Genomic DNA, 25156 nt, shown 5'->3' on the forward strand with positions numbered 1-25156 from the left:
ACTAGATTTCCGGCTTCCCCCCTTTATAAGGGGGGATTGAGGGGGGTAATGGGACTTGTGTGTACACCGTAGGCCTGCGGGGAGGGGTTGGGGGTGGGGTGCAATGACTGTGGAAATCATAACTAATTACCCGGACTTGATATTACTATCAACAACTTTAGTGTTCAGCAATATAACTTCCTATCCTCTTGATGAAATTCTAGCGACAAACATATAGGGGCATACAGCTGTACGCCCCTACAGCCAATTCATTTGTGGCAAATATTTTTGGAACCGATATTACCCAACTGCTACCAAGATTTTTTCTGTGGCGAAATAAGTGTTTTGCTCGGCTCGTAGTTGGTCGCAGAGTCTGCCTTCAGGTAATTCCACATCCTCATAAGTGAGGACTTGATCCTTAGAAATATCTCGTTTGAGGCGACACCCTTCAGCTAAACCGATTGGTAGAAGATTTTGCTGTTGGACAATATCGGAATTTTCACATTGTCCGTAGGTCATGTAGTAGCCGATGCCATCTAAGGTTTCTCCTGCTTTCAGGTCGATTTTGGCGGTGGTGACAACATCTACTAGCGGGCCTGCTAGTGGAGACATAACCGCATCACCGAACAGAACAGCACGCGCTACGGACAAGGGAACTTCAAAATGGCAGAGGTGATAAGGAGTATAGAAGCTGTAAAGTGGGCCTTCGCCTAATTTGTATAAGTTGAGATAGTGCTGTTGCTTGGGGTCGTCGTGAGTGGCAAATACATATACGCCTGGGCCAGGTTTTGCTCCAACAACATAATCGACAATGCCGCCCAGTTCTTTGAGTTGTTCAACATCATATATATGGGCCATTTCATCGACATAACCGTTGAAGTCATATCCCAGCATTCCCCGTTTGGCGACTTTCATACCCGTGGCATTGGCAACGATCGCTTGCTCAAAGGAAATTTTGGTTCCATCGGCAAAGCTAGCCACCATGTGGGGCTTTTGACCCCAACGTTTAGCAAATCCTTCTTGGGTGGTGGGATTGCGATAGGGGTCTTGGAGTCCTTTAATGTTACCGCACAATAACGGAGTTAAACCAATGCTTTTGACAAAGCGGTAAAGGTTCATTTGTACCCCTGGCTGATCGCCATCACAGGCGCTGAGAATGACGCCAGCTTTATCGGCATACACTTTCAGGATGGGGCCAATGGTGCCGTCGAGTTCGGCATTCATCATGATCACATGCTTGCAATGGGCGATCGCTTCCATAACGATCTGAGCGCCAAATTCCACTGCACCCGTGACTTCGATTAATGCATCGATGCCCTCGGCCCGACACAGTAACTTAGCGTCTTCTGTGACTGCATACTTACCGTTAGCGATCGCATCTTCTAATTCGCTGACAGTTGCAACAACTTGAATATCTTCAATTCCTGCTTCCGAATAAGCTTGTTTAGCTGCATCAATCTGGCGATTGGATATAGCAACTAACTCCATTCCTGGCACTGAATTGACAATTTGGTTGGCAATTCCTCGACCCATAAAACCAGCACCAATCATTCCCACTTTGATGGGATTGCCTGCTGCTGCTCTAGCTCGTAAGGCGCGATCGATAATAATCATGAACTAAACTCCTTTTTGGAACTGTTTATTGTGATACAAATTCTCGATAATTTTGCACTTAATAATTTGTTACAGCTAAATATTAAGTACATTTTCATGGGAATTGGAATTAGCGACATCTTGTACCAAGCTACTAGAAGTCGCAAAACTGGACTGCGCGGATTTGAAACCCTTAATTTTCATCAGTCCGCGCAGGCGGACTTGGTTTGTATAGCCGCGATTTCTAATCGCCAGGGCTAAGTGTTAACTAGCTGTTTGCTAGATGCTATAGAACCAGTCTGTTTTTTCTGGCTGTGATTTTCGATAATTTGCTCCACAGCATTTCTGTAGGCTTGGGCAAACTTTTCTTTGGTATGATTTGCTCTTGCATATTCCCACGCCTTCTGAGACATCAACTTTAGGTCTTCAACAGGCAAATTGGAAATACTTCTAACTTTCGCCTTGATTTCTTCAAGGGAAAGATTATCGAAAATCACACCGAAATCATGAACATCAACACCAGATTCGTAGCTCAGAATCGGAATTAATCCGGCTTGCAAGCTAGTGATTACTGCTCCTGCCTGTCCCTCAGAAACGGAAGGATAAACAAGTCCCAAACAATTATTTGTAATCTTTAAAAAGTCAGGGCTGCTAACATCAATCCAACCATAGGTGTGGATGTTGGGTGTTTCATACAGTTCTTTATAGAAAGCTTGCTCAAATTCTTTGTCATTGCTTACCGGGCCACAAACTGTTAAATGGTATTCCGGCATTTGGGCAAAGGCATCTAAAACCAAGTCTAATCCCTTGAGAACTAGAGCGCTACCACCAAACCAGATAAAATTCTTTCTTACCGCTTCAAAGTCTTTTTCGTTGGGAGAGGGATAAACGAGTGACGAAGAAATGGGAATACGATACATTGGTTTGTTCGCATATTTGAATGTATCAACTGTGAAATTGTTGCCTAATACGGTAGCATAATCGGCATATTCAATTCCCAAATTGGGCGTTTCAAATCGCTGTGGACGTAAAGTAATTCCTCTGCGATGTTGGAGTTCTAGAAGTCTGTTGCATTCAGCTGCATTGCGAAACACCATATTGGCAATGTCAACGTGGAAAATCTTGATGCAATCTTTATTAAGCTTTGGTGCAAGCGCTTCTAGACGATGACGGATATCAATGAAAAATGCGTAGTCCTTTTGAGGAACGAATTTATCATTATGGAATTGGATGACATCAACGTTATAGCCCAAGTCTAAAAAAGTTTGGGCGATTAGTAGACATTCCCAGTTCCAACTTTGGTCATTGGGGATAGGCTGACCTGGTTTGATGAGAAATGGTTCAATCCGATAAGAAAGAAGTACATTTCCTTTGGAAGGCTGTTTAGGCTTTAGGGAAACAACCTGTAAAGTCTTAGCGTAATTGATCCGAGCTTGGACTTTTTTGGATACAAAAGAGATAGTATTACCGACACGAGATAGAATTTTATTTGGCATTTATTTCTACCTAATTAATTATTTTTTACCTCACGCAGATGAGCCAGTGTGTTGCGCGGTTTCCCCGCGTTGTAACAACTGGCATCGTGCAGAGAAAGAGCCTATAGTTATCTGGAAGCTGTACCGCCAACAGTCATCATTCTCAACAAAGGCCAATTTAAATCTTTTTCAGATATTTCAGTCACATCTAGAGGCCAATCAATGTTAAAGAATGGGTCGTCATAGCGTAAACCTCTTTCATACCCTGGGGTGTAAAATTCACCCACTTGATATACGACTTCAGTCTCATCTGTGAGTGCTTGATAGCCGTGAGCAAACATTTCTGGAACATATAAAGCGCGGCGGTTTTCTGGGGTTAGCTCTACACCAATGTGTGATAAAAAGCTGGGAGATTCAGGACGCATATCAATAATTACGTCATAAATTGCGCCTTTAGTACAGCGAATTAATTTTGTTTCTGCTGCTGGCAGAATCTGATAATGCATTCCCCGGATAGTGCCTTTTTTGTAGTTAAAAGACAGGTTACATTGAGCAACTGTTGGCTTTAATCCGTGTGCTTCAAATTCTTGAGCGCAGAAAGACCGAGCAAAAAAACCACGGTGGTCTGGCTTTTCTTCTAAATCAATAATGAATGCGTCTTTGAGTACGGTTTCGGTAAAAATCATGTGATTCCTTTGAGATAATTATTGAGTACAGAAATACTTGTTAACTGCTTAGTATTTACGCCAGAAAATAACAGCAATAAAGTGCAATACACTTGGGTTAAGGCTAAAAACTAAAACTGGCGTAGGTTGGGTTGAGGAACGAAACCCAACATTATCAAGGCTTTGTTGGGTTTCGCTGTTGCTCAACCCAACCTACTATTCTTCTTAACCCAAGCGTATTGTAATAAAGTGGATTTAATCACCTTCAACTTCGTAGGGTGAGTTCCACGCGCCCTACGAAAGGGTATTAAGTAGGAACTTTAACTGCATCTGATGAAGAACGTAACTCTGCTCTGGGATAAGTATCATCCCAGTATTGAGTGCAGAGGTCTGGTCGTTCGGGCGGGTTGGCGGTGTAACAAAAGAATAGCGCTGACCGTTCTTCTGTGCGGACTGTGCCGTGATGCAAAGCATTTTTCGTATCTACAATAATGACTGTACCTGCTGGGCCTGGGCAGGATTTCCAAGCTGATTTGGGGATGACTGGTTTTACTTCTTCATCATCGATACCCATATAGCCTGACTTCCAAAGTTTGTAATAAAGTCGAAAATAATTCCAACTAAATAGGGAAGTTAAAGAACGGGGAATGTATTCAAAAGGCCCAGTTTTTTCTTCTACATCATTCAAGTAAATAAAGATTTTGATAATCCGACGATCTTCTGCATCACTATGCCATAGTAGCGTCCCAAACTGATGTCTACTAGGAAAATCTTTGCGTAAATGTACACCATGAAAAGCAATGGGAAGACCAATATAATTTTCGATGATGTTGACCAGTCTTTTCTCTATCCCCCAGGCATAAAATTCTGGTAAACCTGTAACTGTGGAAATTTGTGGTAACTTTTCATCTAGATGGCCGTTGTTGGGATTTTCCATCTGAGACAATTGGTGGTAAGCAGCTTTGAGCAGTTCGGAGCTAGAATTTAACCCTAAATCTGCCAGTGTTGTGACGCAAACGCCATCTTTTTTGAGAGCATTAAGGATGTTGCGATCGCGTCCTTCCAATGCTGGCAGATTTCTGCTATGCTTCCAACGAGCTACGTAATATTCAAAGTCAGAAGACAGTGTAGATATTTTGTGTTTAATTGCACTAAACATGTTGTACAGCCCTTTTAGTCTCGATGTATATTTATCAGTAATTTAGTAGCTTATGGCTTATAACTCCGGATTTCTTGAGTAGATATTTCACTTGATTCTGCTAACCCAAATTCTTTAGAAACCATCACGTCAAAAGCACACAAGCTAACTAAAGCCAAAAATGGAATTACTGTCTTGATGGCGGACATAGGCCATCTTCTTAAAGCACCCAAGAAAACTTTCAAGTTAACTTCTTTACCGTTCTGCAAAAGCATCCGCCTGCAAAACTGTTTAGAATATCCACTCTTCTCTAATTTCAAAATCACTTCCGGTATGTGTTTGTATTGCATTAACAGTGCGGACTTTGGTTCTTTCTGCCAATAACTCACACCAACAATACATTCCAAATAAGTCTCTTTAGTGACAATTACACTGCCATTAGCAGCACAATACCCCGCTAAATACGCTAAAGATATCCAGTTATTCTCAGCATCTTGCCAATTTTGTAGAGCGCGTTTCACTAAATCAGTGCGGTAGACTGTAGCAGTCAGAAAAATAACTGCACCAACACTTTTTGAGAAACAGTGTTCAAATATAGCTTTACCATCACCATCACCATCTTCATTATCAATATCAAACCAGCGATTACCAACAATTGTGGGTGGATGAACTGGTTCACCAGTAATTTGGTTCCGACCGGAAAAGTTGAGGAACAATAATGATAAATCTTCATGTTGCTTGAGTTTCTTAATCACATAAGCAATAGCTCTATCTTGAATTGGGTCATCATCACCAATTGTCCAAACATATTTTGTTGTTGTATAACTTAGGCAATACATAATATTTTTCACTACGCCTAAATTCTTAGGATTTTTATTTGATTTAAATGTAATATCGCTAAGTATTGTTTGCCATTTTTTGATCACATTTTGAGTATTGTCTGTTGAACAATTATCAGAAACTAAAATTTCACAATTATCTTCAAAACCTTTGATAGCTTGAGCTAGCCATGCTAACTGTTTATCAAGTAATTCAGCACGATTATAAGTCGGGATAGCAATGGTCAGTAATTTACGCATGGTATAAAATAGTAATTAAATTGGTATATGAGTGGCTATTGCCAATAGTTACTATTAACAATAGTTTGGTAATTAACACATTAAATTACAGGCTAGTGTTTAGCTGCTTGGGTGGAAAAAGAATTGCCCAAGCTGATATGCTTAACAAACGTAGATAAGGAATAAATATCTTTATTGTTAAGAAAGGCCAACGTTTTAAAGCACCTAATAAAATTTTCAAATCATTTTTTTGCTGGAAATTCTGCCAAATCATTTCCTGACAAAATTTATGAGGATATCCTACCTTTAGTAGTTTTATATAAACTTCAGGTATGTACGCATATCGCATTCTAAAGTTCCATGTTGGATCGAGATCCAAAAGACTAGCGCCCATAGTACATTCTAAATAAGTGTCTTTAGTGACAATGACACTTCCATGAGCAGCACAAAAGGCAGTCCAATATGCTTGAGATGCCCAATTGCTAGTAGCAGATGGCCACTTTTTTAAAGCTTCTTGCACTAGATTTGTGCGATAAATTGCTGCTGATATAAAAAGTACACCACCAAAATTTTCGTTCAAATAACTTTGAAATACAGTTTTACCATCCACTCTTAGCTCATCGTTATCACTATTCAACCAGCGTTCTACAACAAGTTGACCTGTTCGTTTTTGGCGACCAGAGAAGTTTAAAAACATTAATGCTAAGTCTGAATTATTTTTCAATGTTTTTAACACATAATCTAGGGTGTTATCCTGAATTGGATCATCATCACCAATTGTCCAAACATATTTACTGGTTGGTGCTTTTAAGCAACAAGCAATATTAGCCATTACGCCTATATTTTCACTATTTTTATTTGACGTAAATCTTACATTACTAAGAACTGTCTGCCACTTTTTAATTACTTCTTGGGTATTATCTGTAGAGCAATTATCAGAAATAAAGATTTCACAGTCAGACTCAAACCCTTTAATAGATTTAGCTAACCAAGTAAGTTGTTTATCTAAAAGCTGGGCACGATTGAATGTTGGAATGGCGATAGTCAGCAATTTATTCATATTAAGCTCAAGTCTGTAGTTAAGTAGGTACTAACAGCAGCTTAGTAATGAAAAAGCTGCTTTCTAGTTTTTTGATGGTAAAACCTTGATAATTATACGCCTTTAAATTACTTATTTAAAATAATAAAAGGCGTTATTTCTACTTGTAATTAGTAATTACGACGCTATTAAAACCCTATCCGGAACAGGGCATGGATAAATTTTTACTTCAGGAATTGGCACTACAAACTGTCCACCCCAATCGCCAATAAATGCCATTTGTTCCATGATTTCTTCTTTGAGATTCCAAGGCAAAATTAGGACATAATCTGGTTTGGTTTCGCGGATTTTATCTGGTTCAAAGATGGGAATATGAGTTCCAGGTAAAAATAAACCCTGCTTGTAAGGATTGCAATCGACTGTGTAATCGATAAAATCTTTACCAATACCACAGTAATTGAGCAATGTATTGCCTTTAGCTGGTGCGCCATAACCAGCGATTGATTTACCATCTGCTTTAGCCGTCAAAAGGAAATTTAATAGCTTGTGCTTTGTTTCTTTGACTTTTTCGGCAAATGTAATGTAGGTTTCTATCTGATGCAATCTAGCGGCAATTTCTTTTGCTTTCAAATGGCTAACTCGGTCGCTGATACTGTGATTATCAGCGTAGTCATGTTTGGCATAAATTCTTAGTGAACCGCCATGAGTTGATAATTCTTCTACATCAAAAAGCTGCAAGTTGTGCGCGGCAAAGATTTTCTCGATAGTGAGGAATGAAAAGTAAGAAAAATGCTCATGATAAATCGTATCAAACTGATTTTCTTGAATGAGTTGTAAAATGTGAGGAAACTCCATCGTCAAAATCCCATTCGGTTTGAGGATGAGTTTTATCCCAGCGATGAAATCGTTTAGATCCGGTACATGAGCTAAAACATTATTGCCGATTAAAAGGTCAGCTAGTTTTCCTTGTATCACGAGTTCTTTGGCAGTTTCAATTCCAAAAAACTTGTTGATACTAGGAATACCTCTGTCTTCAGCAACCTTGGCTATATTTGCTGCTGGTTCTATTCCTAAAACGGGGATTCCCTTTTCTAAAAAATATTGCAGTAGGTAGCCGTCGTTACTGGCAATTTCAATAACTTGATTATGATGATTAAAGCCAAACTTTTCTACCATCATATCCGTGTAAGCCTTGGCATGTTTTAGCCAACTTACCGAGTATGAAGAAAAGTAAGCATAGTCACTAAAAATATGATCTGGAGTTTCAAATTGTTCTAATTGAACTAAAAGAGTGTCTTCAGAGACATAAGCATGAAGAGGATAAAATTTTTCGGCATTATTTAGCTGCTCTGCTCTAAGATAAGCATTGGCTAAAGGTGACATTCCTAGATCAATAAAGGTTTGGTGCAGGGGTTGACCACTAAAACGGCATTTTGCGATCGCCATAAATTTCAACTCACTGATTGCAAATAATTTTATAGATGAAATAAGTCCGACTAGCTATTATTAGCTTCGGAAATATTGATATTCTCAGTGTGTAATTTTTGATTTAAGCGGTTCGTAGTTTGTACTTTAGTTTTAAAGCATAAACTACGAACAATTTCTACAATTAAATTATTTACACACTAATAGCTAATAGCTACTTTTTATTCCAGAAGAAATCTTTGTCAATTTGCTCGGTACGAATTAGATACTCTAGCTGTTTTAAGCGGGTAAATCCTCTAAACAAAAACGTATCTTCAGCCATGTGTATTTGACTGAATAAATCAAATAGCTGCTGGGCACCAAGTCGAGCATTCCAATCACATTTAAATCCGGGTAGAATTGTGTTGATTTTCTCGAAGGATACCCGATAGCTGCGGTTATCTGAACCGTTGTCACCAAAGGATAATTTACAATCTGGGAAAACATCAGCAATAATTTCTGCGATTTCTTTAACGCGATAGTTATTCGCTGTATCTCCCACGTTGAAGATTTGGTTATGTACAATGTCTCGTGGTGCTTCTAAGGTGCAGACTATTGCTTTGCAAATATCTAATGCATGGACTAATGGCCGCCAAGGTGTACCATCACTAGTCATTTTGATTTGTTTGCTAGTCCAAGCCAACCCTGCTAAGTTGTTTAAAACAATATCAAAGCGCATCCTGGGAGAAGCACCAAAGGCTGTAGCATTCCGCATAAAGGTGGGTGAGAAGTCATCATCAGCGAGTGGTCTGACATCTCTTTCTACGAAAGTTTTGCACTCTGCGTAGGCTGTTTGGGGATTAATTGGGGATTCTTCTGTGACATCACCTGCGGTAGCAACACCGTAGACGCTGCATGAAGACATATATACGAAGCGACGCACACCCATAGCTTTAGCCAGACTAGCCAGACGAACTGAACCTACATGATTAATTTCGTAGGTAATATTGGGTGCCAATTGTCCGGCTGGGTCGTTGGAGAGTTCTGCCATGTGAACTATTGCTTCAACACCTTCCAAATCATCAGGGGTGATATTGCGGATATCTTTGTTGAGGGTTTTGGGCGTTATCCCACTAGCGTTGTATAGCCAACCAACTTTATAGAAGCCGGTATCTAGACCGATAACTTCATGTCCCCGTTCAATTAGCAGAGGCGGTAATAACGAACCTAAATAGCCTTCTGTTCCAGTTACTAATATTTTCATTGTGGTTAATGCCTTTGTATTGATGAGTTAAATTCTTCGTTTATTAGGGGCGCACAGCTATGCGACTCTACAGCGTGTTGCATTTAAAAGCGAACCGCTATAGTGTTTTTCGTTTGTATGCAATATCGACCTCTCTCCTTTTAGGAGAGAGGCTTTGAATCTTGCTCCCCTTCCCTTGTAGGGAAGGGGTTGGGGGTTAGGTCATTGGACTCAACCCAGAAGCACTATATATGACTTGACTAACAATCATTACGTAGTTACTAAAACCTTTGCAGGCTTACCAATTGGGTAGCATCTATAGCGGTTCTTAATTGATGCACTACACTTTTTTCTTCTTGTGGGATGGGTATCCTACCCGTCCCTTGTATTTTCAGGCAGGCAAAGATGCCTACCATACAAGTATTCATCCCTTAATTCAGCAGCCCCGGAAGTAATAACTATGCTATCTATGCAGTTACTACACTATCTAGATGCGAAAGTTGGGGAATTTCTGCCACAAGCGCTTTGCCAATTTCTAGAGAAGATGTGGCCGCAGGAGAAGGAGCATTGCAAACATGAATGGAGTTTTGACCGGAAACAATCAAAAAGTCGTCTACAAGCTTGCCATCATTCATTAAGGCTTGAGCGCGGACTCCTGCATGGGTGGGAACTAAGTCTTCTGCTTGGACTTCGGGAATTAGTTTTTGCAAACTTCTGGTGAAGGCTGCTTTACTAAAGGAACGAATGATTTCTTGGATGCCTTCATCAGCGTGTTTTGCTGCTAATTTCCAGAAACCAGGATAGGTGATGACTTCCAGAAAATCCCGTAAGTCAAAGTCGGTTTTTTTGTAACCTTCGCGTTTGAGCGATAGAACCGCATTTGGCCCTGCATGGACGCTACCATCAATCATCCGAGTAAAGTGGACACCCAGGAACGGAAAATCTGGATTGGGAACTGGATAAATTAGTGTCTTGACCAGATAGCGTTTTTCTGGGGTAAGTTCGTAGTATTCTCCCCGAAATGGGACAATTTTTGCTTGGGGTTCAACTTGACCTAATTTGGCGGTGCGATCGCTATGCAATCCAGTACAATTAATTACAAAGCGGGTTTCAAAGCTACCGTTGTTTGTTTGCAGTACCTGATTTCTACCACTTGGGGAGATTTTCAGAACTTTTGTATTGAGGCGTAAATCCCCACCCTGCTGTTGAATTAGCTGGGCATATTTTAAACAAACTTGCTTGTAATTAACAATACCAGTTGAGAATACCCGAAGTCCACCTACACATCTCACATGAGGTTCAATTTCCCTAACTTCTTCGGGGCTAATTCTCTTAACTTCTATGCCATTATCTAAGCCGCGTTTGTAGAGATTTTCTAAGCGTGGTAGTTCTTGTTCTTCAGTTGCAACAATTACCTTACCACAAACTTCATGCTCAATTCCATGCTCTTGGCAGAATTCTACCATTGAGCGAGAACCGTCACGACAAAATTTAGCTTTGAAACTTCCTGGTTTGTAGTAGATACCAGAATGAATCACCCCGCTATTATTGCCAGTTTGGTGAAATGCCCATTGGCTCTCTTTTTCTAGTACTAAAATACGCGCATTGGGATAGCGTTTTCCTAAAGCTAACGCTGTAGAGAGTCCAACTATTCCCCCACCTATAATCGCAAAATCATACATTAGTATTATTCTACTTGAAATTACAGTAAATCTATAAAGTCAGAAGTGAAAAGTGGGGAGTTAAAACTCATAACTCCTAACTCTTCTCTTACCATACCTTCCAAGGAGCTTGATTGTTCTTCCACAGCCCTTCGAGATAGTTTTTATCACGTAAAGTATCCATCGGTTGCCAAAATCCATCATGCTTGAAAGCAGATAGCTGTTCCATATCAGCTAGCTTTTCTAATGGCTCTTGCTCCCACACCGTAGAGTCATCAGCAATTAAGTTGATTACTTCTGGTTCTAACACAAAATAACCGCCATTAATCCAAGCTCCATCACCTTCAGGTTTTTCCCGAAAGCTGGTAATTTTGGTTTGCTCATATCCTAAAGAAATAGCGCCAAAACGTCCGGCTGGTTGAACGGCTGTGAGTGTTCCTAAGCTATTTTGTTCTTTATGAAACTTAACTAGCTCTGTAATATTAATATTACTTACACCATCACCGTAAGTAAAGCAAAAAGTCTCATTACCAAGATGTTCGCTGATTCGTTTTAAGCGTCCGCCTGTCATTGTATTATCACCCGTATTTACTAAGGTGACACGCCAGGGTTCAGCATAACCAGAATGCACATTCATCTGGTTAAATCGCATGTCAAAGGTTACATCTGACATGTGTAAGAAGTAGTTAGCAAAATACTCTTTAATTATGTAACCTTTGTAACCACAACAAATGATGAAGTCATTAATGCCGTGGGCTGAGTAAGTTTTCATTATGTGCCAGAGAATTGGCTTACCACCAATCTCAACCATCGGCTTGGGTCTGATACTAGTTTCTTCACTGAGGCGTGTACCAAGCCCTCCAGCCAAAATCACCGCTTTCATGCAATTACCTCGGAGATTTGTAGGGATATGATTATTTGACCGTGCCAATTTTAGATTTTGGATTTGCGTTAGTGAGTCTGCGGTCGCGCAGCGTCTCGTAGAGAGCGTCTTTGGGATTAGTCGTGGAACGTCACGAGCCTATGAGTAGGTCTGTTCCCCCCACTTTTATAGCGGGGCATGTACCAAAAAACTCTTTTAATCCAAAATCCAAAATTCAAAATCCAAAATTGGTTGACTTTATCGATATGAAGAGGATGCACTTAGATGGAGAAAAATTTATTTCTGATTTCTTTTTCTCCGTCAATAATCTAACTGTAATTTCCGGCAAAATTATGAAGGAAGTATAAATTAAAATCTTTTCTATATAAAAGCTCTATGAATATCTATAAACACGAAAATAAATTACTTAATTAAATAAAAATGTTACCTATAAAAAACTAGGATTAGCACCAGCTAACCCTAGTAAGCCTTGATTTTTCCAATCAAAACCTATAATTTGCTAGTAACAAAACTTACTTGTTTCTAGTTAGTTTTTTCCACATTACTTGATCCTTGGAATAAAGGGTCACATTTGTTTTCTATGACTACGCACATGTTACTGAGTGCTTGCTGATAATTATCCATATCATCTTGCTCAAGAAAGATTTTGGCAGATGCCTGTATATCTTCGACAGCTTTCGTCTGGTTTTTGTTAGATTCACTACCGCCATATTGTGCCAGTTCATAGCGAACCATACCTCGTTTGAGATACGCTTTTGCTAGTTTAGGGCTAATAGTTAATGCATGGTTAAAGTCAGCGATCGCTTGATTATATTCTTGCTCATAATTGCTGCTATATTGAGCAATTTGATAATAAACAACACCCCGCTGAAAGTAAGCTTCTGCTTTGGATATATTAAGTTTTATTGCCTGAGTAAAATCTTTGATCGCTCTTTTGTACTCTTGTTGAGATTCACCGCTGTATTTAGCCATTTGGGCGCGGACAATCCCCCGTCTGATATAAGCTTCAATTTCATTATTATCCAGACCGATGGCCCGATTATAATCAGCGATCGCTAGATTATACTCTGTATCAGGATCGTTGCTATATTCGGCGAGCATATAACGGGCATTACCCCGATTCACCAGAGCTTTGATTTGATTGGGTTTGATTTTGAGAGCTTTGCTATAATCTGTAACTGCTCCTTCGTAATCTTTCAGGTTATAGCGGGCATTGCCACGATTTACAATCGCTCTGGCATGTGTAGGTTCTTGTTCAATTGCTTCAGTAAAGTTGACAATTGCTTTTTCATAGTCTCGCTCTTTGTAAGCGGTATAACCTTGCTGATAGTAATCAGCGAAGCTGAGTTTGTTATTTGTCTGGCGAGACTTCAATGTTTGTTGGGTGTAAGCATTTTGGGAAACCAACGGCTGAGTAAATTTGATCATTACGTCCGCATATCCCAATAAACCAAAACCCAACAAGCAACAAATGATTGGGTATAACTTTGACTTTTTGGAAGGTTTATAAGATGAACGACTGGGAGTCATTACTGGCTGCCAGTAATTACTTAAGTGCGATGACGTGGCCCGCTGTGGAAAACGCGGTGTCTGGGTGTAGTGCTTTCTTGGTTTGATTCGCGGTTGTAGATGTTCTCTAGCTTCTATAGCCCGATGTGATGGGAAGGGGTCGCGTCCGCCTAATCGCACAGTCCGTTCACACCACGGACAGCTACGCATGTGGTTATTGTAGCGATGCTGGGGATTTGTTGTGCAGGTAATCAGGGAATCTTCGGCTTCAGCGATTGCTGAGAGCCAAGTCTGGGCACTGGGGCGCAGCAGTGGGTTGTTGTGACCCTCTTCAAAACAACGGATAAATAGTTCTTGTAGGCTGGGATGAAGAATTTCCCAGGGGGGTGCAATGGGTGTTGGTAGGTAGGGTACGTACCGCTTTTGGCTGTAAGTGAAATGACCGGATGCAATGCGGGCTTCGTAGGGTGGTGGCTCAATAGCACCTTGAAAAATCCCCGAAAATGGGTGGGTGCCTTCCATTAAGAGTTGAAATAGCAGCACCGCTAACCCAAATAAATCGTGAGAGATTTCGCGATCGTGTTGGGCAAAAGTTTTATTCTGTAGTTCTGGTGGAGTAAACTCTGGTTTACCCACTGGGCAGCGGTAAACAACATTGCTGTTGGGGTCAAGTACTTGGAAAGAGTCTGTGTCTATCAAAGTCACCAGTGCTGTGTCACTGACAAGGATATTTGACTCGTTCACATCACCAATACAATATCCACTAGCGTGCAAAGCTGCAAAAGCCGCCGCCAAGTTACGAGCCGTGCGGAGCAGGTACTGATAGTTGAATAGAGGGCAGTGCTGGCGACGGGTTCTGGGGTTGTAAAAGTCGATGATTGGACGCATCCCCTGGATGCGTGGCATCAAAAAGCCCAGGATGCTATTTTTGCCATCTGCCGCCCGTAATAAATCCTCTGGCCAAGCGATAGAGATATGCCCTAAACTCGCCGTAGGGTTTTCTGGCGGGTTGGCAAGCATCGCCTGGAGTTTATCAGCATGAGCAGTCGTTGGCTTGTGGTAAATCTTTGCCACCAAGTTGTTATCGGATGGCACTGCATAAACACAAGCTTCACCGCCACGCCCCAAACTGACATTGAGGCTGAGGATTTCTTTTTTCGGGGAACAACGTAGTACCTGCATAATGAAATTACCGCTAACGGGAGTTATTGTAAGATGTGAAACCTGTAGATTTATTGCTTATGAGTTGTTGAATGCAGCTATAATGAGTGTCAAATCATCGTCAGTGCGTTGTGTAATCCGCTCTGAGCGTAAAAATTTTACTAACTGCTCCTTCGCTACAGTCTTATCCTCGGTATTGGCTACGAATTCAAACAGCGGAAAAAAGAATGGTTTGTGAGGTTCGCCAACAACCATATTCAAAGCCAGCATTTGTAGTCCGTCAGTAATGATACCAACATTTACTATGTCTGTGCGCCAGACTCTCATTTGCGCTGTATCTAAAGCAGTAGGAGAAGTCAAAAAAGTGGTTTCGTTAATGTATTCCCCGCTGTCAGGCATAGTCAGTGCGAGGAGGTTGCCCATGCCATCTTTTGCCACTGCCAAACCATCGCCTATTTGCACCACAGCTACAACTTCTGGTGTAGCAACCATCACAATTAAGGTAGTTGCTAAATCTTGAGGCTGTTTGTCACAAGTCCCCGCCTCATCCTCCACAGCTTTTTTGGCGGCTAGTATGGCATCATTTAAGAGCGATCGCACCAACGCATCATCAGTCAAACTTTTTCGGGTCAGTCCAATGGTTGAAATATTTTCTATTGCTGTCTCTACAGCAATCATCGCTCCCACTTTCCCAAGACTTGCAGAACCCGCGCCATCTGCTGCCGCTGCCACTAAAACATTATCTGACAATATCTGCCAGTGATGAGCATCCTGGCATAACTGCTTGTTTTTTAAGTGACTTGTACCACATACAGACGCAGCCACAATCCGCCATTGAGCAATCTGTTTTGATATGTTCATAAATTTTTTCCAGCAGCTAGCTGTATAAACATCAAGCTGCAATTTTTAATTAAACAGTCCCCCAACCAATCGGCGGTAGTGCTACCTGTTCGTCTACTTGTGAATGAGAAACAGCTGACATACTCGTTGACAGCCAGACAAACATCTCGATAAAATTCAATCCTTTAAGCTTCAGAGGAGTACGCACAGTTATTTGATTTAAACGCGTCATATTCGCATTTTCTACACCAACTGTAAAAAATGCTACACGCTTATTCGCTTCATCTCCCTGTAAGCGCTGGGCTGCTTGCTCCACCACATGCTCTAACTCGCCTTGTGGTTCTCCATCGGTAATCATAAATACCCAAGGACGATAGTAAGCAATCCCATTGGCACGGTACTGAGATTTCCGCTCTTGAATTATGTCCAAAGCTTTATGAATTCCTGCACCCATGGTAGTCAAGCCCTGTGCTGTCAAAATAGGCGGATTGAATTGATCGGCAGTCACAAAGTCTTGTACTACATTGATATTACTATCAAAAGTTACGATCGCCACTTCTACCCGTCTTGCGGCTAAGGAATTTTTGACTAATTCATCCTTCAAACTCAGTAAACCCTGATTTAAAGCCTCAATCGGATCTCCTTGCATCGACCCAGATGTGTCTAGTAACAGTACACAAGGACAACGTGGTTCCGGGTTCTCAGCAAATTCTACTACTTCATCAAGTCTTAATGTATCATGCATAACTTTTTGTGTTATGTTAAAGTTCAAAGCTTTATTTCCCTTTGCTCAGAGTATATAATTCCAGTCGCCGAGGCGACTACAGAATATAGTATCTAGTGGTAGATGCTCTAATATTTATTAAACAAATTATTTTCATGAAGTTCTCTATATATTTAAGATGAACTTGAGTACAGCTTAGTTTAGCAAAAAAGAGTTTATCAAAACCCAGCATTAGCTGTTGTAATGTATCTACCAAAAATTTATATCCATTAAACCTACAGTACAATAAATACGTAAACTTTCCTAGATAACTTTTTAAAGATTGTATGTAGAAGAATCGTTTCTTTATCGAAAAATAATTAACCATAATTAAGATCATTAACTTTAGAAGTATACCAGTGTAACTGTGCGAACTTGGAATCAAATTTGGCTCGTTAAGTGAGTGGGTATGAATAAACGTCATTATTAAGCTCTTCATCCACGAGTTGTCGGTAGTAAGTAGAGCTTAGAAGCAACTAACATCTACTGTTAGTCTATCTATGATAAGTGTTTACCTTTATTCATACCCACCTAATTGTTTTTTGAGATAAATTAAGTTAAAAGTACCAAATGTAACAAGCAGTTTATAAAACTTATAAATTTTAATATATATACATAATATTTTAAAAGAAATAAGTTGTCCGTAGAGAAATCTTACAAAAAATAAAATACTTCATAGCTAATATTTTCAATCTACAAATGTTCGCTTGTTGATTCCGCAAAAAAAACTTGAAAAATATGAATAACTCAGGTGCATTCACCAAACTACGTCCTCTAAGTTTGTTAAGACAGTTATCCAATTGCTCCGACAGTACTTGTTTACAAGCATTGAGTAACTCAGTTATTTGGACGATTTACTTAGAGCAGGGTAAAATAACTTACGCTACTCATTCAGTGGAACCCTTTGATCGACTAGAACGCCATTTGCGACGCCTCAGCTACCAAATTCCACTCTTAACTAGTGAGGTTCGTGTACAAGTACGACTAATGTTTGAACCTGATTCACACAGTCAGTTAATCGAAAATGACAGCAATTCGAGAAGCCACCCTCCTGAGTATCAGGCTATATCTTGGCTTATTAGTCAACAACATCTACATTCAACACAAGCAGCAGTGCTGGTTCAAGAATTAGTTAAAGAGGTGATTGAATCATTTTTACTCATCAAAGAAGGGACTTATGAATTAACAGAACCACTTGATAGAATGCCAAAAATTTGCAGGCTAGATGTAGAAAAAATTTTAGAACGTTGCCAAGTAAGATTACAGAATTGGCAGGATTTTGTTCCCCAAATTTCTTCTCCATATCAACGTCCATATCTGTTGGTTAACAGCAAACTGGAGAACCAAGATTTACCAAACCTCCAGCCAGATTTAACGAATTGGATGAAGGGTTTTAGCCTGTGTCATCTGGCAGCAATTTTGAATCAAGATGAAATCCAACTGGCTCGCAATTTATACCCTTACATCCTTAAGGGTGCGATTATCTTGCATGAACCCGATCCACCATTTGATAAATTACCAAAGATTTTTGAAGAGCGATGTCTACGACGGGCTACGCCTACGCTTTTCTCAAAATTACTTCCAGAGTTAGTTGACACCAAAGAAGAACTAAGCACCACCGTCAACTCTTACCCAAATATTTCTGAAGAGAATATAGCTCCTGTTCAGCGATTACCACAGATTTCTACTCCTCCAAAAGAGAAATTTCAGGAACCAACAATATCAAATAACATAAATCCTGCTTCCCAAAGAGTAACGCCTGCTACTATAACGGCACAAAAAGTTCACAAAATCGTTTCTGTAGATGATAGCCCTACAATTCTCAAAGAAATTAGCCATTTCTTAGAAAATGAAAATTTTTCTGTAGTGACTATCAACGATCCAGTAAAAGCCGTTTTGTCAATTATAAGGCACAAACCAGACTTAATTTTGCTGGATTTAAATATGCTAGGAATCGATGGTTATGAATTGTGTCGAATTATACGAAATAATTCAATATTTCAAAATACTCCGATCATTTTTGTTACTGGCAGTAAAGGAATTGTAGACAAAGTAAAAGCGAAATTGGTCGGTGCATCTGGATATCTGACTAAACCGTTTACTCGCGCCGAACTACTGAAAATAGTCTTCATGCATTTGACTTAAATTAACCACAAAATATAATTATTCTGAGCTATTGAGGATAAATATGGCTACAGTTTTAGTTGTTGAAGATACTCCTTCTCAATAGGAATTAATCAATAGTTTTTTAAGAGACAGTGGATACACGGTGATTAAAGCTTATGATGCTAAAGATGGCATGAGCAAAGCAATAAATAACCATTTGGATGCAATTATTACTGATGTGGTAATGCCAGAATTAGCATTTCAATATTTGGGATTATTATTTATATATATTATCCTTGAGCAGTTTTAAATTGCAAATGCTTTCTGGCAAGGAGCGGAAAAAATTTTCATGAGCATCTATGTATTGAATACTTTGTAACCTACCAATGCTTTCTGGTAAATATTCTAAAGCGTTGCTACTTATATATAGCTCTTCAAGACTTTCCAATTCACCCATACTTTCTGGTAAAGATGTTAATTTTTCATTTCCTGTAATAGAAAGAGTTTTTAATTTTTTCAAATTACCAATTGTATCAGGTAATTGGTGGAATTCCCAATTTCCACTAATGTCTAAATATTTCAGGTTATCGAGATTACCAATTGTATCAGGTAATGATTGTAGCGCAGTTCCGTGAATTTCAAGGTAGGTCAAGGATTTAAGTTGTCCAATAGTATCAGGAAGTTTATCAAAATGATTAAGATCGCTTATACAACCCCAAATTTTTAGTTTTTTAAGATATTTCAACTTGCCGATAGTTTCTGGTAGTTCTTTAAGTCTCCAACAATCACAAATATATAGAGCGGTTAAACTTGTAAGATTGCCGATACTTTCAGGTAGATACTCAAGTTGACGATAATCGCAAATTGTAAGTTCTGTCAAATGACCAGATTTTATTCTATAGTTTTCAATAATTTGCTCAACTTCTTTTAGTTCTAGAGTGTGAAAAGAACTCATAAAAATTCTCCGTAGATTTAGGTGGAACAAAGTGACCTGCATTCACAAGCTACATAATTTTTTAACGTAGACGTGCAACGACTTACTACAGGCGATCGCACAAAATGTAAAGATAAAGCAAAAAAGCGATATTGTTCTGCCAGTCTAACGTAGTAGGATTGTTCAAGTGAAAGGGTACGCCTGGCGGGACGAGTAGCCATCGATCGCTAGCAGGCACCCTAAAATGAGAACAAAAGACGATTCCTAAAACAAGCACACTCCATGCGTATTTCTCTAAATTGGCTGCGCGAACTAGTAGAGATAAAACTTAGTCCAGAAGAATTAGCCGAAACCCTGACAATGGCAGGGTTTGAGGTTGAAGAGATTGAAGACCGCCGCACTTGGGCAAATGGCGTTGTTATCGGGAAAGTGCTTGAGCGTCAACCCCATCCCAACGCCGATAAATTAAGTGTTTGCCAAGTGGATATCGGTGCAGGTGAGACTTTAAATATTGTCTGTGGTGCTGCCAATGTGAAGGCAGATATCTATGTACCAGTGGCAACTACGGGTACTTACTTACCCAACATCGATTTAAAAATTAAACCTGCAAAACTACGTGGTGTCCCATCTCAGGGCATGATTTGTTCTTTAAAGGAACTCGGTTTGCCCACCGATGTAGACGGAATTCATATTTTTACCCAGGAAAATTTACCATTGGGTAGTGATGTGCGTCCGTTGTTGGGTTTAGATGATGTAATTTTAGACCTTACTGCAACTGCCAACCGCGCTGATGCTCTGAGTATGGTAGGTGTCGCCAGAGAAGTAGCAGCTTTAACTGGTGGAAAGTTGAGTATTCCTGAACCTGGTGAAGTCTCTATTACCAATAGTGCCAGAAATTTAGCTTTAAAAATTGCTGATACCCAAGCTTGTCCTGCATACATTGGTACGGTAATTGAACAGGTCAAAATTGCTTCATCTCCCGAATGGTTGCAACAGCGTTTGCGGGCTGCTGGAGTACGTCCCATTAGTAATGTCGTGGATATTACTAACTACGTTTTGTTGGAATGGGGACAACCACTACACGCCTTTGACCGCGATCGCCTACAATCTGTGGCAAGTAGCGAAAATTTAACCATCGGCGTTCGCTTCGCCACTGCTGGAGAATCCCTCAAAACCCTGGATGGACAAACTCGCACCTTAGCATCCCAAAATTTGTTAATTACCGCTAACGAAAAACCCGTTGCACTGGCGGGAGTCATGGGTGGGGAAGAAACAGAAGTCCATGAAGGGACTCAAAGCCTAGTTTTAGAAGCAGCTTTATTTGATTCTGTGGCAATTCGCCGTTCTTCCCGGAGTGTTGGGTTAAGAAGTGAGGCTTCTGGTAGATATGAACGGGGAGTTAACCGGGCTGAGTTGGAAATAGCTAATCGCCGCGCCTTATCCTTAATTAGCGAATTAGCTAGTGGAATTCTTGTCCAGCAGGAAATTGCCGACACCCGCCCCGACCCGTCTACTTGGAGTCGTTCCATCGCCCTGCGTTTAGACCGAGTTAATCAGATACTGGGGCCAATCGATTTGGGAGAGGACATAGGTGAACTCCAAGAACAAGATGTTGAGCGCATCCTGACTGCATTGGGATGTAAATTGACTCCTTCAGGCGATGTTCCAGGAGAAGATAGCACCCATCAACCCAGATGGTCAGTTTCTGTCCCACCCTATCGTTACCGCGATTTAGAGCGAGAAATTGATTTAATTGAAGAAATTGCCCGTCTCTATGGCTACAACAAATTCTGTGATACCTTACCAGAAAAAGCGGAAGCTGGTTACCTGCCTTTAGATGAGGAATTGATTCGCAAATTACGAGCTTTCCTGCGGGCTGAAGGATTGACAGAATTAATCCACTATTCTTTAGTCAAACCAGGAGAAGACAGACAGATAGTGCTGTCAAACCCCTTATTTGTCGAATATTCAGCGCTGCGAAACGATTTGTTATCTGGGCTGATTGATGCCTTTCAATACAATTTAGAGCAGGGTAATGGTGCCTTGAACGGCTTTGAAATCGGGCAAATTTTCTGGCGAGAAGAAGACGGTTTGCAAGAAACAGAAGCCCTTGCGGGGATTGTGGGAGGCGATCGCACCGTTGGTAAATGGTCAAAAAGTGGACGCGAAGAACCCATCACCTGGTTTGAAGCCAAAGGTATTTTAGAAAGTGTATTTCGGCAACTTGCCTTGCAGGTAGAATTTCAACCCGATTGTCGAGATCATCGCTTACATCCAGGACGCACCGCTTCCCTGTGGATTCGGGGTAACAGACTGGGTATTTTTGGACAACTCCATCCCCAACTGCGACGAGAAAAAGGTTTACCTGATTCCGTATATGTTTTCCAGTTGGATCTAGATGTGCTTTTAGATTCGCTAGGACAAGATGAAATTCTCGTCCCAACATTCCAGCCTTATTCTACATATCCAGCTAGCGATCGCGACATCGCCTTTTTCGCACCCGTGAAAATCTCAGTTACCGAAATTCAAAAAGTAATTACCAAAGCAAGTAAAGATTTACTCGAATCAGTGGAATTATTTGATGAATATCGGGGCGAAAATGTCCCCGAAGGACAGCGGAGTTTAGCATTTCGCTTAGTTTATCGGGCTAGCGATCGTACTCTTACTGAGGCTGAAGTCGAACCAGTACACAATAAAGTCCGCGAAGCCTTGGTGGAAAAATTCGGCGTAAATCTGAGAAGTTAGGAGTAAAGAAGGGAAAAGGTTACAGGTGGCAGGGCACAGCAAAGAAAAACTCTCCTCTGTACCCTTTACCCTGTACCCTGTAAACTAAGATTTTAAATTTTTAATTGATTAACCATGCCTAAATATGTAGTCTGGGGAAGTTACTGCGAAGAGGTTCTCGAAAAACGTGCCCCCCACCGTCAAGCTCATTTAGACGGATTAGAAAAACAGAAAGAATCCGGTGTGCTGATTACTATTGGTCCTACCAAGGATGTCACAAAAGTTTTTGGCATTTACGAAGCCGAAGACGAAGCCACTGTGCGCCAGTTAATTGAAAATGATCCTTACTGGAAAAATGGCATCTGGACTGAGTATTCTGTCAAAGAATGGATTCAGGCTTTTTGAATTAGTCATTAGTCATTGGGCATTAGTTATTTCTTCCCTGCTTCCCCTGCCTCCTCACTCCCCACATAATGAAAATTTGGCAAGTTGATTTTTATCGTCGTCCCTCACAAGATGCGTCTGGACAAATTTTATGGGAGTTGTTGATTTGTGATGCAACTCGCAGCTTTGAGTATGAGGCTAGCTGTCCCCAGTCGGCAGCGAATTCGAGTTGGGTTGCTGCTCAACTTGAGCTAGCCGCAGGTGAAAAATTGCCAGATGTGATTCAGGTGTTTCGGCCTCAGTCTCTAAGTTTAATTGAGGCGGCAGGACGCAATTTAAGTATAAATGTCGAACCTACTCGTCACACTTTGGCGTTGAAGCAGTGGTTACAAGAAAAGCAATATCCCTCAACCCTGGATAAACCACCTCCAGCACCATTACCAGAAAACCTTTGGGGAGAACAATGGCGTTTTGCGACTCTAGCTGCTAGTGATGTAGAAACGAGATTTAGCGATCGCCCCATTCCCATTTTGCACATCCCAGAACATCTCAAACCCATCAATTTGGGTTTAGCGTCAACAGTGCCCGTCCCAGGTGTGGTAATTTATGGTGGACGGCAATCGATGCGCCTAGCACGGTGGTTGCAGCAAGCCCGTTGTGTGGCGTTAAACTATATTTCTGGCGCACCAGACGGCTTAGTATTAGAAGCTGGCTTAGTAGATAGGTGGATTGTTGCCACTTTTGAAGATCCAGAAGTTACAACAGCAGCCCAAGCATTTGAACAACGCAAAAAGCATTGCCGAGGATTGCATTTTTTGTTAGTTCAACCTGATGATTCTGGTATAACTTATAGCGGCTTTTGGTTGTTGCGGGCAGAAGATTGATATTGATTGCCAAAAATATTTGTCCGCTTAATTTCTATAGCTAAAAAAATAGACTAAAGCGATGTCTGACTGCAAGGCACTATGTGTCTACGCTTTATTGTAATTTGCCTATATTAGGTCAGGTGTATAAGTTTAGCAAATTTTAGTATGATGATAAAATCATACTAAATAGTAATACTAAAAATTAATTATAGATGCTCAAAGTCACAATTACCTTAGAAGAAGACATTCTGCAATTTGTAGATCAGTATGCACAGGGAAATCGTAGTGCATACATTAATACACTGCTAGCAGAACACCGTCGCCAAATTTTGGCAGCAGAAATGATTGCAGCCCTCAAGCAGGATGCTGAAGATGCAGAGTATCAAGCTGAAATTGCTGCTTGGGATAGCGTTGTTGGAGATGGCATAAATGCCAGGGAGTAATTTAACTTATCGGCGAGGAGAAATACGTTGGGTGAATCTTGAGCCAACAATGGGGGCTGAAGCAAAAAAAATCCGCGCTTGCTTGATTGTGCAAAATGACATCATGAATCAGTATGGGTTGCTGACAATTGTGATGCCATTTCGACCCGGAAGTAAACAAGCCCCCTACGTTGTTAATGTAAAAGCAACACCAAATAATGGACTAGATCAAGACCGTTTTATTGATGTTGGGCAAATTCGTGCTGTTGACAATAGTCGTATTTTGGGTTTGGTAGGTGTGCTGGAGTCAGAATACTGGGAACTTATTCATACAGCTTTAAATGTAGTTCTAGGATTTGTGGTTTAGGGGTGTTAGGAAATAAAGTGAATGCCCAGATTTATTTATTCTTTCTTGAGTAGAGTATAAGGTTTTTATAATCACTTCTTGAGCTACAGCTTTGACTACATTAATACTCACAGAATTTCCTAGTTGATGGTAAGCCTTATCATCATTAGAATGAAGTATAATTTGCATTCAGCATAGTAAGTATGTCATTCAATTGAGTAGCTGAGACAAAGCCGCTAGCAGTTAAAGCAATCAGTCAGCGATCGCTCACTCATCAGTACGATTGCTTGAGAAAATCAAGATTGTTGCAGCGTATTACAATACGCTATCACAACCCCAGTACAGCTACTCATTTATGTCAAACATAAGTAATATTTGACACTCTCAATAATTAGAGTTTTGAGAAAATCAATACACAAAACAATATTGGATCTAAGTTGAAGCGATTTCTACTTAGTCTTCACCCGCGCCTGCTTCACCATCGCAATCAGAGTTTGATGGGCATCTTCCGCATCTGCCAAAACATGATCAAACTGAATGCGAACTGGTACAGCTTCCCCATTCACTTGCGCTGTTAAATTCATACCCTGTGCATCAATTGACAGCATTTCGGCTGCGATCGCATCTGTTACACCACCAAAAGCTTTAGCATAAAGAATTATGGCATCAGCATGATCTTCATTCATATGGTTGCAGATGCGCGAACTAATTTCAGCAGAGAAATCCTTAGACATTGTGAGATTAAAAGTGATCGATACGGTAAGAGTTTAAATTCTAAGCTAAGTAGATAAAATTTGCTGATATTTCAAATTAGCAGAAAAAGCATTAGTCTTAGACTTAGACCATCGTTATTATAAGTGATCCCTGAAAAATAACTGCTGTTGTATATATTTGATAAGTTAAGCTTATTCCTTGCACAAGAATTAAATTAAAATAAAACTTATCCAGTATTTTTACCTTTCA

The 25156-nt window shown here is 40.4% G+C and carries 22 protein-coding genes; 7 read left to right on the plus strand and 15 right to left on the minus strand.

From position 1 onward, the window contains the following. Positions 1-279 precede the first annotated feature (279 nt). The 10 genes from RM347_RS08610 to rfbF all read right to left on the minus strand — a co-directional run bounded on the left by RM347_RS08610 (position 280) and on the right by rfbF (position 12138). Positions 280-1593, minus strand: a complete 1314-nt coding sequence (locus RM347_RS08610; RefSeq protein WP_322719929.1) for an NAD(P)H-dependent oxidoreductase — start codon at positions 1591-1593, stop codon at positions 280-282. Between the two features lie 236 nt (positions 1594-1829). Then, a complete protein-coding gene (locus RM347_RS08615) occupies positions 1830-3068 on the minus strand; it encodes a glycosyltransferase (protein WP_322719928.1) in 1239 nt (412 codons plus the stop codon). Between the two features lie 107 nt (positions 3069-3175). Continuing rightward, positions 3176-3733, minus strand: coding sequence for a dTDP-4-dehydrorhamnose 3,5-epimerase (rfbC, locus tag RM347_RS08620; RefSeq protein ID WP_322719927.1), 558 nt, complete (start codon positions 3731-3733; stop codon positions 3176-3178). A gap of 286 nt (positions 3734-4019) precedes the next feature. Next, positions 4020-4871: a phytanoyl-CoA dioxygenase gene (locus tag RM347_RS08625; protein ID WP_322719926.1), complete on the minus strand. Its 852-nt coding sequence runs from the start codon at positions 4869-4871 to the stop codon at positions 4020-4022. 50 nt (positions 4872-4921) lie between these two features. Further along, positions 4922-5929, minus strand: coding sequence for a glycosyltransferase family 2 protein (locus RM347_RS08630; RefSeq protein WP_322719925.1), 1008 nt, complete (start codon positions 5927-5929; stop codon positions 4922-4924). Between the two features lie 85 nt (positions 5930-6014). Continuing rightward, a complete protein-coding gene (locus RM347_RS08635; RefSeq protein ID WP_322719924.1) occupies positions 6015-6968 on the minus strand; it encodes a glycosyltransferase family 2 protein in 954 nt (317 codons plus the stop codon). Positions 6969-7124: 156 nt separating this feature from the next. Then, complete coding sequence (locus tag RM347_RS08640) at positions 7125-8393, minus strand: class I SAM-dependent methyltransferase (RefSeq protein WP_322719923.1); 1269 nt, start codon at positions 8391-8393, stop codon at positions 7125-7127. A 193-nt stretch (positions 8394-8586) separates the two neighbouring features. Then, the gene (locus RM347_RS08645) at positions 8587-9615 is read right to left on the minus strand and encodes an NAD-dependent epimerase/dehydratase family protein (protein WP_322719922.1); all 1029 of its coding nucleotides are present in this window, start codon (positions 9613-9615) and stop codon (positions 8587-8589) included. Positions 9616-10061: 446 nt separating this feature from the next. Beyond that, positions 10062-11276, minus strand: coding sequence for an L-2-hydroxyglutarate oxidase (gene lhgO / locus RM347_RS08650; RefSeq protein ID WP_322719921.1), 1215 nt, complete (start codon positions 11274-11276; stop codon positions 10062-10064). An 88-nt stretch (positions 11277-11364) separates the two neighbouring features. Continuing rightward, the gene (rfbF, locus tag RM347_RS08655) at positions 11365-12138 is read right to left on the minus strand and encodes a glucose-1-phosphate cytidylyltransferase (protein WP_069071195.1); all 774 of its coding nucleotides are present in this window, start codon (positions 12136-12138) and stop codon (positions 11365-11367) included. Between the two features lie 122 nt (positions 12139-12260). Here rfbF and RM347_RS08660 point away from each other — a divergent pair, with 122 nt between their 5' ends. After that, positions 12261-12485, plus strand: a complete 225-nt coding sequence (locus RM347_RS08660) for a hypothetical protein (protein ID WP_322719920.1) — start codon at positions 12261-12263, stop codon at positions 12483-12485. Between the two features lie 175 nt (positions 12486-12660). Here RM347_RS08660 and RM347_RS08665 read toward each other — a convergent pair whose 3' ends face one another. From RM347_RS08665 to RM347_RS08675, 3 genes are read right to left on the minus strand one after another with little or no spacing between them, the layout of a single operon-like run. Beyond that, complete coding sequence (locus tag RM347_RS08665) at positions 12661-14829, minus strand: tetratricopeptide repeat protein (protein ID WP_322719919.1); 2169 nt, start codon at positions 14827-14829, stop codon at positions 12661-12663. A 57-nt stretch (positions 14830-14886) separates the two neighbouring features. Further along, positions 14887-15669: a PP2C family serine/threonine-protein phosphatase gene (locus tag RM347_RS08670; RefSeq protein ID WP_322719918.1), complete on the minus strand. Its 783-nt coding sequence runs from the start codon at positions 15667-15669 to the stop codon at positions 14887-14889. Between the two features lie 49 nt (positions 15670-15718). After that, complete coding sequence (locus RM347_RS08675) at positions 15719-16393, minus strand: vWA domain-containing protein (RefSeq protein ID WP_322719917.1); 675 nt, start codon at positions 16391-16393, stop codon at positions 15719-15721. 756 nt (positions 16394-17149) lie between these two features. Between RM347_RS08675 and RM347_RS08680 the strand changes: the two genes are divergently transcribed. After that, the gene (locus RM347_RS08680; RefSeq protein WP_322719916.1) at positions 17150-18556 is read left to right on the plus strand and encodes a response regulator; all 1407 of its coding nucleotides are present in this window, start codon (positions 17150-17152) and stop codon (positions 18554-18556) included. Between the two features lie 238 nt (positions 18557-18794). On the opposite strand, the gene RM347_RS08685 is transcribed toward RM347_RS08680, so the two are convergent. Next, positions 18795-19472 carry a leucine-rich repeat domain-containing protein gene (locus RM347_RS08685; protein WP_322719915.1) on the minus strand — a complete coding sequence of 226 codons (678 nt, stop codon included), beginning with the start codon at positions 19470-19472 and terminating at the stop codon, positions 18795-18797. A gap of 261 nt (positions 19473-19733) precedes the next feature. On the opposite strand from RM347_RS08685, the gene pheT reads away from it, so the two are divergent. The 5 genes from pheT (at position 19734) to RM347_RS08710 (ending at position 24214) form a co-directional block, all read left to right on the plus strand. Then, on the plus strand, positions 19734-22196 hold the full coding sequence (pheT, locus tag RM347_RS08690; RefSeq protein WP_322719914.1) for a phenylalanine--tRNA ligase subunit beta: 2463 nt from the start codon (positions 19734-19736) through the stop codon (positions 22194-22196). A gap of 114 nt (positions 22197-22310) precedes the next feature. Then, the gene (locus RM347_RS08695) at positions 22311-22580 is read left to right on the plus strand and encodes a YciI family protein (RefSeq protein WP_322719913.1); all 270 of its coding nucleotides are present in this window, start codon (positions 22311-22313) and stop codon (positions 22578-22580) included. Between the two features lie 68 nt (positions 22581-22648). Beyond that, positions 22649-23443 (plus strand): Tab2/Atab2 family RNA-binding protein, encoded by a 795-nt coding sequence (locus RM347_RS08700; protein WP_322719912.1) that lies wholly within the window; start codon positions 22649-22651, stop codon positions 23441-23443. 194 nt (positions 23444-23637) lie between these two features. Continuing rightward, complete coding sequence (gene mazE, locus RM347_RS08705) at positions 23638-23868, plus strand: type II toxin-antitoxin system MazE family antitoxin (protein ID WP_322719911.1); 231 nt, start codon at positions 23638-23640, stop codon at positions 23866-23868. Beyond that, a complete protein-coding gene (locus RM347_RS08710) occupies positions 23855-24214 on the plus strand; it encodes a type II toxin-antitoxin system PemK/MazF family toxin (RefSeq protein ID WP_322719910.1) in 360 nt (119 codons plus the stop codon). The genes mazE and RM347_RS08710 overlap by 14 nt, the downstream gene beginning before the upstream one ends. Before the next feature lie 428 nt (positions 24215-24642). Here the strand turns inward: RM347_RS08710 and RM347_RS08715 are convergent, their stop codons facing one another. Continuing rightward, on the minus strand, positions 24643-24927 hold the full coding sequence (locus RM347_RS08715) for a DUF2470 domain-containing protein (RefSeq protein ID WP_322719909.1): 285 nt from the start codon (positions 24925-24927) through the stop codon (positions 24643-24645). Between the last annotated feature and the right edge of the window lie 229 nt (positions 24928-25156).

The sequence above is a fragment of the Nostoc sp. ChiQUE02 genome, from assembly GCF_034531305.2.
Lineage (GTDB): Bacteria > Cyanobacteriota > Cyanobacteriia > Cyanobacteriales > Nostocaceae > Nostoc.

Bases quoted from the DNA above. Each gene is read 5' to 3' on its own strand.
- RM347_RS08615 (WP_322719928.1), bottom strand. From the start codon at position 3,068: ATGCCAAATAAAATTCTATCTCGTGTCGGTAATACTATCTCTTTTGTA.
- RM347_RS08665 (WP_322719919.1), bottom strand. From the start codon at position 14,829: ATGCAGGTACTACGTTGTTCCCCGAAAAAAGAAATCCTCAGCCTCAAT.
- mazE (WP_322719911.1), top strand. From the start codon at position 23,638: ATGCTCAAAGTCACAATTACCTTAGAAGAAGACATTCTGCAATTTGTA.
- RM347_RS08715 (WP_322719909.1), bottom strand. From the start codon at position 24,927: ATGTCTAAGGATTTCTCTGCTGAAATTAGTTCGCGCATCTGCAACCAT.
- RM347_RS08670 (WP_322719918.1), bottom strand. From the start codon at position 15,669: ATGAACATATCAAAACAGATTGCTCAATGGCGGATTGTGGCTGCGTCT.
- RM347_RS08640 (WP_322719923.1), bottom strand. From the start codon at position 8,393: ATGGCGATCGCAAAATGCCGTTTTAGTGGTCAACCCCTGCACCAAACC.
- RM347_RS08625 (WP_322719926.1), bottom strand. From the start codon at position 4,871: ATGTTTAGTGCAATTAAACACAAAATATCTACACTGTCTTCTGACTTT.
- RM347_RS08685 (WP_322719915.1), bottom strand. From the start codon at position 19,472: ATGAGTTCTTTTCACACTCTAGAACTAAAAGAAGTTGAGCAAATTATT.
- RM347_RS08710 (WP_322719910.1), top strand. From the start codon at position 23,855: ATGCCAGGGAGTAATTTAACTTATCGGCGAGGAGAAATACGTTGGGTG.
- RM347_RS08675 (WP_322719917.1), bottom strand. From the start codon at position 16,393: ATGCATGATACATTAAGACTTGATGAAGTAGTAGAATTTGCTGAGAAC.
- RM347_RS08680 (WP_322719916.1), top strand. From the start codon at position 17,150: ATGAATAACTCAGGTGCATTCACCAAACTACGTCCTCTAAGTTTGTTA.
- pheT (WP_322719914.1), top strand. From the start codon at position 19,734: ATGCGTATTTCTCTAAATTGGCTGCGCGAACTAGTAGAGATAAAACTT.
- RM347_RS08700 (WP_322719912.1), top strand. From the start codon at position 22,649: ATGAAAATTTGGCAAGTTGATTTTTATCGTCGTCCCTCACAAGATGCG.
- RM347_RS08695 (WP_322719913.1), top strand. From the start codon at position 22,311: ATGCCTAAATATGTAGTCTGGGGAAGTTACTGCGAAGAGGTTCTCGAA.
- lhgO (WP_322719921.1), bottom strand. From the start codon at position 11,276: ATGTATGATTTTGCGATTATAGGTGGGGGAATAGTTGGACTCTCTACA.
- RM347_RS08610 (WP_322719929.1), bottom strand. From the start codon at position 1,593: ATGATTATTATCGATCGCGCCTTACGAGCTAGAGCAGCAGCAGGCAAT.
- rfbC (WP_322719927.1), bottom strand. From the start codon at position 3,733: ATGATTTTTACCGAAACCGTACTCAAAGACGCATTCATTATTGATTTA.
- RM347_RS08645 (WP_322719922.1), bottom strand. From the start codon at position 9,615: ATGAAAATATTAGTAACTGGAACAGAAGGCTATTTAGGTTCGTTATTA.
- rfbF (WP_069071195.1), bottom strand. From the start codon at position 12,138: ATGAAAGCGGTGATTTTGGCTGGAGGGCTTGGTACACGCCTCAGTGAA.
- RM347_RS08635 (WP_322719924.1), bottom strand. From the start codon at position 6,968: ATGAATAAATTGCTGACTATCGCCATTCCAACATTCAATCGTGCCCAG.
- RM347_RS08630 (WP_322719925.1), bottom strand. From the start codon at position 5,929: ATGCGTAAATTACTGACCATTGCTATCCCGACTTATAATCGTGCTGAA.